The sequence below is a fragment of the Ruegeria sp. YTSC192 genome (assembly GCF_059609705.1).
In genome coordinates, this window is the sequence record NZ_JBXWMG010000018.1 from 1 (window position 1) to 13051 (window position 13051).

At 59.1% G+C, this 13051-nt stretch carries 8 protein-coding genes and 1 tRNA gene; 7 read left to right on the forward strand and 2 right to left on the reverse strand.

Annotated features, from left to right (window positions below; translation table 11 throughout):
• From AC2FD8_RS19185 to AC2FD8_RS19195, 3 genes are all read left to right on the forward strand, one after another.
• On the forward strand, positions 1–1113 hold a 1113-nt coding region (locus AC2FD8_RS19185; protein WP_496858842.1), incomplete at its 5' end, for a COG4223 family protein.
• 10 nt (positions 1114–1123) lie between these two features.
• Complete coding sequence (locus AC2FD8_RS19190; RefSeq protein ID WP_496858840.1) at positions 1124–2602, forward strand: heme biosynthesis protein HemY; 1479 nt, start codon at positions 1124–1126, stop codon at positions 2600–2602.
• 235 nt (positions 2603–2837) lie between these two features.
• Complete coding sequence (locus AC2FD8_RS19195; protein WP_496858838.1) at positions 2838–3518, forward strand: DUF1963 domain-containing protein; 681 nt, start codon at positions 2838–2840, stop codon at positions 3516–3518.
• A 220-nt stretch (positions 3519–3738) separates the two neighbouring features.
• On the opposite strand, the gene AC2FD8_RS19200 is transcribed toward AC2FD8_RS19195, so the two are convergent.
• Positions 3739–3825: transfer RNA gene (locus AC2FD8_RS19200), tRNA-Leu, on the reverse strand.
• Positions 3826–4026: 201 nt separating this feature from the next.
• On the opposite strand from AC2FD8_RS19200, the gene AC2FD8_RS19205 reads away from it, so the two are divergent.
• A complete protein-coding gene (locus AC2FD8_RS19205) occupies positions 4027–5010 on the forward strand; it encodes a complex I NDUFA9 subunit family protein (RefSeq protein ID WP_496858836.1) in 984 nt (327 codons plus the stop codon).
• On the opposite strand, the gene AC2FD8_RS19210 is transcribed toward AC2FD8_RS19205, so the two are convergent.
• Positions 5011–5814, reverse strand: coding sequence for an undecaprenyl-diphosphate phosphatase (locus tag AC2FD8_RS19210; RefSeq protein WP_496858834.1), 804 nt, complete (start codon positions 5812–5814; stop codon positions 5011–5013).
• A 228-nt stretch (positions 5815–6042) separates the two neighbouring features.
• On the opposite strand from AC2FD8_RS19210, the gene AC2FD8_RS19215 reads away from it, so the two are divergent.
• The 3 genes from AC2FD8_RS19215 (at position 6043) to mtgA (ending at position 13019) form a co-directional block, all read left to right on the forward strand.
• Positions 6043–7476: an NAD(P)-dependent oxidoreductase gene (locus AC2FD8_RS19215; RefSeq protein ID WP_496858832.1), complete on the forward strand. Its 1434-nt coding sequence runs from the start codon at positions 6043–6045 to the stop codon at positions 7474–7476.
• 119 nt (positions 7477–7595) lie between these two features.
• Positions 7596–12128, forward strand: a complete 4533-nt coding sequence (gltB, locus tag AC2FD8_RS19220) for a glutamate synthase large subunit (protein WP_496858830.1) — start codon at positions 7596–7598, stop codon at positions 12126–12128.
• Positions 12129–12278: 150 nt separating this feature from the next.
• Positions 12279–13019, forward strand: coding sequence for a monofunctional biosynthetic peptidoglycan transglycosylase (gene mtgA, locus AC2FD8_RS19225; protein ID WP_496858828.1), 741 nt, complete (start codon positions 12279–12281; stop codon positions 13017–13019).
• The last annotated feature ends 32 nt before the right edge of the window (positions 13020–13051 follow it).

A 13051-nucleotide genomic window follows, 5' to 3' on the forward strand; every position in this document is an offset into this window, starting at 1 on the left:
GAAGCCGAAGCCGAAGCCGAAGCCGAAGCCGAAGCCGAAGCCGAAGCCGAAGCCGAAGCCGAAGCCGAAGCCGAAGCGCCCAATGATCCATCGGGACCTGCGCCAGCAAAAGAAACACCCGCTGAACCGACCCAGGAAAAACGCGGCGGATTTGTTCCAGCTCTGATAGGTGGTGTGATTGCCGCAGGCCTTGGCTTTGCGGCGGCCCAAACGGGGCTGATTTCGTCTGGTGGGTCGGACAGCTCTGATGTGATTGCCGCGCTTGAATCGAAGCTCTCGGAACAATCCGATCAGATCGAAGCCCTGACCAAAAAGCTCTCGGATGCGCCGGATGTGTCGGGCCTGACGGAGCAGGTTCAGGCTCTGTCGCAAAAGCTGGACCCGGTTGATGCAGATCTGACCGCTGTGAAATCCAGCGTCGAATCTCTGACCGGTCAGATCGCGCCTCTGGCCGACCGGCTGACCGCGCTGGAAAAGGCGCCTATCGCGGCAAACACCTCGCCCGAAGCGACCGCTGCTTTTGAGGCCGAACTGAAAAAGCTGCAGGAGTCGCTGGCGGCGCAGCGCGGTGAGGTCGAAAAGATGGTTGCCGACGCACAGGCGCTCGAGGCGAAAGCAACGGCCGAAGCACAAGCCGCGACCAATCTGGCCATTCTGTCTCGCCTGCACGGGCAATTAGATGCCGGCCAGCCTTATTCGGACCTTGTGAGTGAATTGCAAGCGGGGGGTGTGGCCGTGCCGGATGCGCTTTCAACGCCTTCGGACAAGGGGGTTGAGACGCTCTCGTCCCTGCGGGCTTCATTCCCGGAAGCGGCGCGTACCGCTTTGGCGGATGCGCGTGATGCGGACAAGGGCACGGGCGTGATCGCCTTTTTGCAACGCCAGACCGGCGCGCGATCGGTGACGCCTCAGGATGGGGATGGCCCGGATGCCGTGCTGTCGCGTGCTCAGGCGGCCTTGGCCAACGGGGATGTCGCCACCGCTTTGACCGAATTGAAATCCTTGCCAGAGGCGGCGCAGACCGCAATGGCCGATTGGGAACAAGCAGCCCAGACCCGGGTCGCGGCGGTTGAGGCCGCCGGTACGCTTGCTTCCGACCTGAACTCGAACTGAAGGACCTGCCATGCTGTGGTCATTGTTTAAGATCCTTGTTTTTGTTGCGATTATCGGCCTACTGGCTTTGGGTGGTCACTTCCTCATGCAAACCAGCGGCGGGGTGCAGATCACCGTCGCCGGGGTGGAATACACGCTGGGGCCGCTGCAATCCGTGATCGCGCTGGGCGTGCTGGTTTTTGGCGTCTGGTTGTTCTTCAAACTGCTAAGCCTGCTGATCGCGACGCTGAAATTCCTCAACGGTGATGAAACCGCCCTGTCGCGCCATTTCGACCGCAGCCGCGAACGGCGCGGGTATGAGGCGCTGTCTGACGGTCTCATGGCGTTGGCATCGGGCGAGGGTCGCATGGCGATGGCCAAGGCCTCCAAAGCGGAAAAGCTGCTGAACAAGCCGGAACTGACCAATTTGCTGGTCGCGCAAGCGGCCGAGATGACAGGCGACACCAAGAAGGCCTCGGAAACCTACAAGAAGCTGGTGACCAACAATGCCACGCGCTTTGTCGGTGTGCGCGGCATCATGAAACAGAAGCTGGCCGAGGGTGATGACGAAACAGCGCGCAAACTGGCCGAGAAAGCCCTGGCGCTGAAGCCGCGCCATGAGGAAACGCAAGATGTCTTGCTGAACCTGCAGACCAAGGCACAGGATTGGGCCGGAGCGCGGTCAACACTGACGTCGAAGCTGAAGGCCGGGTACCTGCCGCGCGATGTGTTCAAACGGCGCGACGCGGTTCTGGCCTTGTCCGAGGCCAAGGGCATTCTGGACGATGGCGCAAGCGTCGAGCAACAGGAACAAGCCATCGAGGCCAACCGCCTGTCACCCGATCTTGTGCCCGCCGCCGCCATGGCTGCGCGGGCCTATATCGAAAAAGGCAAACCGCGCGCGGCGACCAAGATCCTCAAGAAAGCGTGGGAGGTTCAGCCCCACCCCGATCTCGCCCATGCCTTTGCCGAGATCGCACCGGACGAGTCGGCTCAGGATCGAATCAAGCGGTTCACCGCGCTGACCCGTATCCATCCGGAGAACATGGAAACCCGCCTGATTCTGGCCGAATTGAACATCGTTGCCGAGGACTTCCCCGAGGCGCGTCGCGCGCTGGGCGATGTGGTTGAAAAACAGGCCGATGCCCGTGGCTACACCTTGATGGCGGCCATCGAACGTGGTGAGGGTTCCTCGGACGCTGTTGTGCAGGGTTGGTTGGCCAAGGCGCTGACAGCGCCGCGTGGGCCGCAATGGGTATGCGAGAACTGTCATGACATTCAGCCTGAATGGGCCCCGGTCTGCCAGAATTGCGGCAGCTTCGATACGCTCAGCTGGCAGACACCTCAGACGCCCGAGATCGCCACGGCCACAGGTGTGCATATGTTGCCTTTGATCGTCGGTGCGCTTGAAGATAACTCCGCCGAAGAAGAGCCTGAAGAAGACACCTCAGCCGATGTGATCGAGCTGGACGCGGATATCGTCGAAGAGAAAACAGAAAAGCAGGCCTGAGACGGGCCTGCTTTTTCCTGCGAAGAATCGCTCAGTCAGAGATCGGAAAGGGTGCAGTAGGGCGTTTCAGTTGCGCAGATTGCACTATGGTACACGATGAATGCCATTCTGACCCAAACTACATGCCCCGACGAACTCATGCCTTTGCGCTACGCAGTATCGGAAACGCATGGGATGGAGTGTCAGTAGCCCTGCAGGGGGCAGAAAAAGCGTTTGAAATCAAAAGGTTGGCAAGATGTATTTGAACCTAAGTATTGACGACGAAGTCACGCTACCGAAACTGGGCTGGCTTGGTGGTTTCCCGCGTATGCCATCTGAGTTTGCTTGGCCGCGGACACCTGAAGGGGAGCCGATGCATTTTCTTGGCTGTCTCGACCTTTCGGCGCTGCCGGGCGATACGTGGGATGGCATTGGACCGCGCACTGGGTTTCTAAGTCTGTTTATGCACGACACCGGATCCTCGGTAGTCCATACGCCTACACTCGGAGAACCGCGTGAGCCGCCCCATAACTATCCGGGGACAAAACAATTCGCTTGGGACAAGAGAACGGGTGCGGGTAGCGAAGCCGCAATAGATCGCGTGTGGCCACAACACCTCCTCGTGCAAGAGGTCGGACCTGACGTAGAAAATCCTACAAAGACTATTGGGTACCAACTGGATGGCGAGCCGGTTTGGTTGCAAGAAATGGATTTTTATTTCTGCGGCTTTGATGGCCCCGACGACCCCATGCGGCAATGGATGAGCATTCCTGAGCCGTACGACGAAGGAAAGAACCGATTGCTTTTGCAGATCCCCTCTGATGCCAGAATGAAATGGATGTGGGGCGATGTGGGAGCGCTCTATTTCATCGTAGCCGACGTGGATCTGGCTGCGGGGAGATTTGACAGGGTAATAATGCTCTCTCAATCGCACTAGCAGATGGTTTTCTGGGTGGTCTAGGTGGCGGATTACCACTCTGAAAAAACGTGCGCGTTCTCTGAGGCGATGAGCTATCGTACAAGAACTTTGTCAAATAGGCAGCGAGACCGCTAGCCTTTTCCACTCCTATAAACCGAAGCTGTACTAACGAGGAGTCGGGGGACGCAGAGATATACAAAGTAAAATCCCTGACTTATCAATGTAATGTAGAGGGATTTGGTGCCCAGGAGAGGACTCGAACCTCCACGTCCATACGGACACTAGCACCTGAAGCTAGCGCGTCTACCAATTCCGCCACCTGGGCAGGTGTCGTGAGGGGGCGTTTAAGCCCAGCGGCGGGGAGGGTCAACCAGATTCGGACAGATTTTTGAAAGTTTTTTGAACCACGCCGCTCGGACCCTTTTCACAGTGGGTTTCTTCGCAGGATGCGCGGCGATTTGATGCCTTGTTTCAAAGGGGTTCGGACGCTACTTCTACGTCAGAGCCACGCAGCAGGAGCCATCGAATGTCGAAACTGGTCACGATCTACGGAGGGTCAGGGTTTGTCGGGCGTTACATCGCGCGCCGTATGGCGGCCAAGGGGTGGCGTGTCCGGGTCGCCGTGCGACGCCCGAACGAGGCCATGTTCGTGAAACCCTATGGCGTTGTCGGACAGGTCGAGCCGATTTTCTGTAACATCCGGGATGACGCCTCGGTCCTGATGGCCATGCAGGGCGCGGATGCGGTTGTGAATTGCGTGGGTGTCCTGAACGAACTGGGCAAGAACGGGTTTGATGCGGTGCAGGCCGAAGGGGCCGAACGCATTGCGCGCATTGCGTCCGAGAATGGTGTGGAGCGGATGGTTCATATCTCGGCCATTGGCGCAGATGCCGAGTCGGCCAGCGCTTATTCGCGAACCAAAGCGGCGGGCGAGGCCGGCGTTCTGGCTCATATGCCCGATGCCGTGATCCTGCGCCCCTCGATCATTTTTGGAACCGAGGATCAGTTCTTCAACCGTTTCGCCGCGATGACGCGGTTCGGGCCGTTTCTGCCTCTGGTCGGGGCTGAGACGCAGTTTCAGCCCGTCTATGTGGATGATGTTGCACAAGCGGCCGGGCAGGGTGTCTTGGGTCAAGCGGCCGCGGGCACTTATGAGCTGGGCGGCCCCGAGGTGAAATCCTTCCGGGCTTTGATGCAGCAAATGCTGGAGGTCATTCATCGGCGCCGGGTGATTCTGGGCGTGCCGTTCTTTGCCGCCAAGATCATGGCTGGTGTGTTGGACATTCTGAAATTCGTCAGCTTCCAGCTGTTCTCGAATCCGATCCTGACGCGTGATCAGCTCAAGAACCTTCGACAGGACAATGTGGTCGGTGACAGCGCCAAGGGCTTTGCGGATCTGGGGATTGTGCCCACCACACTGGATGCAGTTCTGCCGGAATACCTGTGGAAATTCCGCCCCTCGGGTCAATATGACGACATTCAGAACTCGGCCAAGAACCTGCGGACCTGATCAGTTATAGGCGATCACAAGCAAGACCGCGCCCAGAATGACGCGATAGATGACATAGGGCGTGAAGCTGACACTGCGCAGCAGGCGCATCATCAGGCTGAGTGCTAACAGGGCCGACACAAAAGCAAAGAGGGCGGCGATCGCTCCGTCTTTGGCCAGTTGCGCGTCGGCCTGGTGGATCACGTCAAGGGACAGCAACACGCCCGAGGCGATGATGGTCGGGATCGACATCAGCATGGCGAGGCGTGCGCCCTCTTCCCGCGTATAGCCCAGATGCCGTGCCCCGGTGATGGTGATACCCGACCGGGATGTTCCCGGAATTAAGGCGATGGCCTGCCAGAGCCCCATGATGGCCGCGTCACGCAGGGCCCAATCGGCGGCGACCTTGGTCTGGGGGCCTTTCTGATCCATCCAATAGAGCAGCAGCCCGAACAGAAGCATGGTCCAGCCGATGACGGCGATGGATCGCAGCGCCTCGGTCAGCCCGGTCAGGTAAAGGACCAGCCCGGCGAGGACGGTTGGAATCGTTGCCACGATCAACCCCAGCGCCAGCCGTGCCTGTGCCGTGTCGGTACGCCCGGTCAGCGCCGCAGGCAACCCCCGGATCGCCTGTTTGACGTCCGACCAGAAGTACAAAACAACCGCGCCCAGCGTGCCCACATGGACGGCAACGTCGATGGTTTGACCCTGATCCTGCATCCCGGTCAGGTTGGGCAGCAGGATCAGATGGCCGGACGAGGAGACAGGCAGGAATTCAGTAACGCCCTGAATGATCGCCACGAGAATCAAGTGAAAGAGACTCATCTACCCTGCCGCACTGCCATCAATTTGCTTTGTGTTCATGGGTATTCTGGTGGTGTCAAAAAGGAAAGATGATAGATAGGTCCGTATCGGACATAAAAATAGCAGAAAAAAGGAAAGAATTTTCACGCCAGCCTAAATTTTTCCTAATTAGGTCAGTATTTATGACTTTTCAAATTCGAAGTGATCTCATAAAGAGATGCTTCCAAGCCAATTCATGGAGTCGGACCCGTGGCCAAGCAACCGATGTTGAAATTTGTTCAGATTGACCGCGTCATGCCTGAAAAGCGTGCCGCCGATGACCGCAAAGAAGACTTTGACGAAATCTATGCGGAATTCGCATCGGTCAAAGCTGAAGAGCAGGCCAGCCGCTGCAGCCAATGTGGTGTGCCCTATTGCCAATCGCATTGCCCGCTGCACAACAACATCCCCGACTGGCTGCGCCTGACTGCAACAGGCCGTCTGGAAGAGGCCTACGCGACCAGCCAGGCCACCAACACATTCCCCGAGATATGTGGCCGTATTTGCCCTCAGGATCGCTTGTGCGAGGGCAATTGTGTGATCGAACAGTCGGGCCACGGTACGGTCACCATCGGGACGATTGAAAAATACATCACCGACACTGCATGGGACAAAGGCTGGGTGAAGCCCGTCGTTCCGACTGCGGAACGCAGTGAGAGCGTCGGTATCATTGGCGGAGGGCCGGGTGGTCTGGCCGCAGCCGACATACTGCGCCGCGCCGGTATCCAGGTCACAGTCTATGACCGCTATGACCGCGCGGGTGGGCTGTTGATGTACGGTATCCCCGGCTTCAAGCTTGAGAAGGACATCGTACAGCGCCGCAATGACCTGTTGGCCGATGGCGGGGTAGAGTTCGTTTTGAACTGCGACGTGGACGCCCCCAAATTTGCCGAAATTCGCGCCAAGCATGACGCCGTGATCATCGCAACCGGCGTTTACAAGTCGCGTGATCTGTCCATGCCGGGCAGCGGATTGCCAGGGATCGAGAAGGCAATCGACTTCCTGACCGCCTCGAACCGCAAAAGCTTTGGGGACGCGGTTGACGATTTCGACAATGGCCGCCTGAACGCTGACGGCAAAAAGGTCGTCGTGATCGGTGGTGGCGACACGGCGATGGACTGTGTGCGCACCTCGATCCGTCAGGGCGCGACCTCGGTCAAATGCCTGTACCGCCGTGACCGGGCCAACATGCCCGGTTCACTGCGTGAAACACAAAATGCCGAGGAAGAAGGCGTGGTGTTCGAATGGCTCAGCGCGCCAAAAGGCTTTGTCGGCGATGACAAGGTGTCCGGTGTGATGGTGCAGAAGATGCGCCTGGGACAGCCCGATGCGTCAGGTCGTCAGGCCCCTGAGGTGATCGAAGGTGCCGACTATGTCGAGGACGCCGATCTGGTGATCAAGGCGCTGGGTTTTGAGCCCGAAGACCTGCCCACATTGTTCGGGCAACCCGATCTGCCGGTCACGCGTTGGGGCACCGTCAAGGCGGCCTTCCAGACCGGTGAGACCGAGATGGATGGCGTCTATGCCATCGGTGACATCGTGCGCGGTGCCTCACTGGTCGTCTGGGCGATCCGGGATGGCCGTGATTGCGCCGATGCCATTGTCGAGCGGTTCAATGCCAAGGCGGTGGTCGCGGCTGAATAACCGCCCACAGTCGAAGTTCAATATTTCCCTAAGGGATACGCGTTCGATCCAGAACGCCAGCCAAAGACCAAAACCAGGGACCCGGCAATCCGTGCCCCCTTGGAAGCAGGAGACAGCGAATGACCAAATTTGATGCCGAATGGGTGCGCGCCGAGGAAACCAAGCGCAAGTGGATGGCGGAAAACGGTCTCTATTCCGATGAGGAAGAGCATTCCTCATGCGGTGTGGGCCTTGTGGTTTCCGTTGACGGCAAGCCGTCGCGCAAGGTTGTGAATGCGGGCATCGATGCCCTCAAGGCGATCTGGCACCGGGGCGCTGTGGATGCCGACGGCAAGACAGGTGACGGCGCGGGTATCCATGTGCAGATCCCTGTTCCTTTCTTCTATGACCAGATCCGCCGCACTGGCCACGAACCCAATATGAAAGAACTCATTGCTGTTGGTCAGGTCTTCTTGCCTCGCACCGATTTTGGCGCGCAGGAAAGCTGTCGGACCATCGTTGAAACCGAAGTTCTGCGGATGGGCTACTATATCTATGGCTGGCGCCATGTACCGGTCGACGTCACCTGTCTGGGCGACAAGGCCAACGCGACCCGGCCTGAGATCGAACAGATCCTGATTTCGAACTCGAAAGGCGTGGATGAAGAAACCTTTGAGCGTGAACTATATGTGATCCGTCGCCGGATCGAAAAGGCCGCCGCCGCGGCGGGAATTTCGGGCCTTTATCTGGCATCGCTGTCCTGCCGTTCGATCATCTACAAGGGCATGATGCTGGCGGAACAGGTTGCCGTCTTCTACCCCGACCTGATGGACGAACGCTTTGAATCGGCCTTTGCGATTTATCACCAGCGCTATTCGACCAACACTTTCCCGCAATGGTGGTTGGCCCAGCCCTTCCGCATGCTGGCCCACAATGGTGAGATCAACACACTGAAGGGCAACGTCAACTGGTTAAAAAGCCACGAGATCCGCATGGCGTCCGGAACCTTTGGCGACTATGCCGAGGATATCAAGCCGATCATCGCGGGCGGATCGTCGGATTCCGCTGCATTAGACTCAGTTTTTGAGGTTCTGGTGCGCGCGGGCCGCTCGGCGCCGATGGCGAAAACCATGCTGGTGCCCGAAAGCTGGTCCAAGCAGGCGGTTGAGCTGCCGCAAGCGTGGCGTGACATGTATTCCTACTGCAACTCGGTGATGGAGCCATGGGATGGCCCCGCCGCGCTGGCGATGACGGATGGCCGCTGGGTCTGTGCCGGTCTGGACCGGAACGGGTTGCGCCCGATGCGTTATGTGGTGACAGGCGACGGACTGGTCATCGCCGGGTCCGAGGCCGGGATGGTCCCGATTGACGAGGCCTCGGTGACCGAAAAAGGCGCGCTGGGTCCGGGTCAGATGCTGGCAGTGGACATGAAAAAGGGCAAGCTGTTCCGCGACAAACAGATCAAGGACAAACTGGCCCGCGCGCTGCCATTTGGTGAATGGGTTGAAAAGATCAACGACCTGGATGACGCGCTGGCCGGTGTGACCGAAACGCCCCTGTTCAGCGGAGAAGAGCTGCGTAAGCGTCAGATCGCGGCCGGGTACTCGATCGAAGAGCTTGAACAGATCCTCGCTCCGATGGCTGAAGACGGCAAGGAGTCGCTGGCCTCGATGGGGGACGACACGCCCTCGGCCGTGCTGTCCAAACAGTACCGCCCGCTGAGCCATTTCTTCCGCCAGAACTTCAGCCAGGTGACAAACCCGCCCATCGACAGCTTGCGGGAATATCGCGTGATGTCGCTGAAAACGCGGTTCGGTAACCTGAAAAACGTGCTGGACGAAGACAGCAGCCAAACCGAAATCGTGGTGCTGGGCAGCCCCTTTGTTGGCAACGCGCAGTGGGACAAACTGGTTGAGACCTTTGGCTCACCTCTGGCGGAAATCGACTGCAGCTTTGAGCCCGGTCGTGGCGCGCTGAGCGCCGCTTTGGCCCGTGTTAGAGCCGAAGCGGAAGAGGCCGTGCGCTCGGGCGCGGGGCATCTGGTGCTGTCCGACATGAACTCGGGCGAGGGCCGTGTGGCCATGCCGATGATCCTGGCGACCAGCGCGGTGCATTCGCATCTGACGCGACAGGGCCTGCGGACTTTTTGCTCGCTGAACGTGCGCTCGGCCGAATGTGTTGATCCGCATTACTTTGCGGTTCTGATCGGCTGTGGTGCGACCGTAGTGAACGCCTATCTGGCCGAGGATTCGCTGGCTGATCGGATCGACCGTGGTCTGCTGGAAGGCACGCTGACCGAAAATGTCGCGCGCTATCGCGAAGCCATTGACCAAGGTCTGCTGAAGATCATGGCCAAGATGGGCATCTCGGTGATCTCATCCTATCGCGGCGGTCTGAACTTCGAGGCCGTGGGTCTTAGCCGCGCGATGGTGGCTGAATACTTCCCCGGTATGACCAGCCGGATCTCCGGCATCGGTGTCACGGGTATTCAGGCCAAGGTCGAAGAAATCCATGCCAAGGGCTGGGATAGCGGTCTGGACGTGTTGCCCATCGGTGGCTTCTACAAAGCGCGCAAGTCGGGCGAGACCCATGCGTGGGAAGCGACCTCGATGCATATGATGCAAATGGCGTGCAACCGCGCCTCGTACGAGCTGTGGAAGCAGTATTCGGCCAAGATGCAGTCGAACCCGCCGATCCATCTGCGCGATCTGATGGATTTCAAGCCGCTGGGTAAGCCAGTGCCGATCGAAGAGGTCGAATCGATCACTTCGATCCGCAAGCGCTTTGTCACGCCGGGCATGAGCCTCGGCGCGTTGTCGCCTGAGGCGCATAAAACGCTGAACGTGGCGATGAACCGGATCGGTGCAAAGTCTGACTCGGGTGAAGGTGGTGAAGACCCAGCGCACTTCGTGCCGGAACCAAATGGTGACAACCCTTCGGCCAAGATCAAACAGGTGGCCTCGGGCCGGTTTGGTGTGACTGCCGAGTACCTGAATCAGTGTGAAGAGCTTGAGATCAAGGTCGCCCAGGGTGCGAAACCAGGTGAGGGTGGTCAGCTGCCCGGCATGAAGGTCACCGACTTGATCGCGCGCCTGCGGCATTCGACCAAAGGCGTGACGCTGATTTCGCCGCCGCCGCATCACGACATCTACTCGATCGAAGATCTGGCGCAGCTGATCTACGATCTCAAGCAGATCAACCCGCGCTGCAAGGTGACCGTGAAACTGGTGGCGTCTTCGGGTGTTGGCACGATTGCAGCCGGTGTGGCCAAGGCAAAAGCGGATATCATCCTGATTTCGGGCCACAATGGCGGTACAGGTGCGTCGCCTGCGACCTCGATCAAATATGCCGGTCTTCCGTGGGAGATGGGCCTGACCGAGGCGCATCAGGTTCTTGCGATGAACAACCTGCGCGACCGCGTGACCCTGCGGACTGATGGAGGCCTGCGCACCGGTCGTGACATCGTCATGGCCGCGATGATGGGGGCCGAGGAATATGGTATTGGTACTGCCGCGCTGATTGCGATGGGCTGTATCATGGTGCGTCAGTGCCAGTCGAACACCTGCCCGGTTGGTGTGTGTACACAGGACGAGTCCTTGCGCGCCAAGTTCACCGGAAACGCGGATAAGGTCGTCAACCTGATCACTTTCTACGCGCAGGAAGTGCGCGAGCTGCTGGCCAGCCTCGGTGCGCGTTCGATTGATGAGATCATCGGACGGGCCGATCTTCTGGCGCAGGTCAGCCGCGGCTCGGCGCATCTGGATGATCTCGATCTGAACCCGCTGCTGATCACTGTCGATGGTGCGCATGACATCGTCTACAACCGTGAAAAGGATCGCAACGGAGTGCCCGATACGCTGGACGCTGAGATCGTACGCGATGCGGCGCGGTTCCTGAAAGACGGTGAGAAGATGCAGCTGTCTTACGCAATCCAGAACACGCACCGGACCGTGGGCACGCGAGTCTCCAGCCATATCGTTCAGAACTTCGGGATGCGCAACACGTTCCAGGATGACCACCTGCACGTCAAACTGCAGGGCTCGGCCGGTCAGTCGCTGGGGGCCTTTGCGGCGCCGGGTCTGAAGCTGGAAGTGTCGGGTGACGCCAACGACTATGTCGGCAAAGGTCTGTCAGGTGGCATGATCGTTGTCCGCCCGCCGCAGGTCAGCCCGCTGAAGGCAGATGCCAACACGATCATCGGCAACACCGTCCTGTATGGTGCAACCGATGGGAAGCTGTTTGCTGCCGGTCGCGCGGGTGAGCGGTTCGCGGTGCGGAACTCGGGCGCCCAAGTGGTGATCGAGGGTTGCGGCTCGAACGGGTGTGAATACATGACCGGTGGGATCGCGGTGATTCTGGGTGATATCGGGGCCAACTTTGGCGCGGGTATGACCGGTGGCATGGCCTATCTGTATGATCCTGAGGGCAAGGCGCAGGTGCTGATGAACATGGAAACGCTGGTGACTTGTCCGGTGGCCGTCGACCATTGGGAAGATCAACTGAAATCCCTGATCGAACGCCACGCGGCGGAAACCTTCAGCCGAAAGGCCTCGGACATCTTGCAGCATTGGGATGTGGAAAAGGCGAACTTCCTGCAGGTCTGCCCGAAAGAGATGCTGAACAAGCTCAGCCATCCTCTGACAAACGAAGTGGCTGCGGTTCCCGCTGAATAAGCTCGGAACAACAAATTAAACCAGACCCGCGTTTCTTTTCTGGACTGCGGGTCTTTTTTGTATTTCGCGGCGGACACAGTCGCGCGACGCAATCCGCTGATCCGGATTTCCGCCGTTCCCAAGACCGGCGCGGCGGCGTATAGCAAAACCATGGCAAAGAAAGCAGCCCGCAGGAAAAGCGGCAAAAAAGGCAAGGCAGGCAAGGGACAAAAGACACGGTCGCTCTGGTCCCGTATCCGGCGATGGATGATCTATTCCGCGCTGGGTGTTTCGGCGTTTCTGGTGGCTTTGGTGGTTTTGTTTTCGGTCGTGAACCCTCCGATCACGCATACGATCTGGTCTGAATGGCGCCGTCTTGGAAAGGTCGAGCGCGAGTGGGTTCCAATTGAAGACATCGCTCCGATCATGGCGCGCTCGGTCGTGGCGGCTGAGGATGCGAATTATTGCCTGCACTGGGGTTTCGATGTCGAAGCCATTCGCGACGCCTTGGAGGGCGGCGGGGCACGAGGGGCCTCGACCATCACGCAGCAGGTGGTGAAGAATGTCTTTCTGTGGCAGGGGCGCAGTTGGGTGCGCAAGGCGATGGAAACCACGATCACGCCCGTGGTTGAGATCTTCTGGAGCAAACAGCGTATTCTTGAAGTCTACCTGAACGTCGCAGAGACCGGGACAGGCCTGTTTGGGGTTGAGGCAGCGGCGCAGCGGAACTTTGGCGTCAGCGCGTCGCAACTGACCCCGACACAGGCGGCGCGGCTTGCGGCGATCCTGCCTTCGCCCCGCAAACGCTCGGTGACGGACCCGTCAGTTTTCACCCGCAGGCGGGCGGCGGCCATCCTGCAAGGGGCGGCTACCATCCGCGCAGATGGTCGCGCGGATTGTTTCGAGGATTGAATCCCACGCCCTGCCAAGGCTAAAGCTGAGGG

What these genes read in the sequence shown, in the direction of transcription:
- gltB (WP_496858830.1), top strand. Translation starts at nt 7,596, where the DNA reads ATGACCAAATTTGATGCCGAATGGGTGCGCGCCGAGGAAACCAAGCGC.
- AC2FD8_RS19205 (WP_496858836.1), top strand. Translation starts at nt 4,027, where the DNA reads ATGTCGAAACTGGTCACGATCTACGGAGGGTCAGGGTTTGTCGGGCGT.
- AC2FD8_RS19210 (WP_496858834.1), bottom strand. Translation starts at nt 5,814, where the DNA reads ATGAGTCTCTTTCACTTGATTCTCGTGGCGATCATTCAGGGCGTTACT.
- AC2FD8_RS19190 (WP_496858840.1), top strand. Translation starts at nt 1,124, where the DNA reads ATGCTGTGGTCATTGTTTAAGATCCTTGTTTTTGTTGCGATTATCGGC.
- AC2FD8_RS19195 (WP_496858838.1), top strand. Translation starts at nt 2,838, where the DNA reads ATGTATTTGAACCTAAGTATTGACGACGAAGTCACGCTACCGAAACTG.
- mtgA (WP_496858828.1), top strand. Translation starts at nt 12,279, where the DNA reads ATGGCAAAGAAAGCAGCCCGCAGGAAAAGCGGCAAAAAAGGCAAGGCA.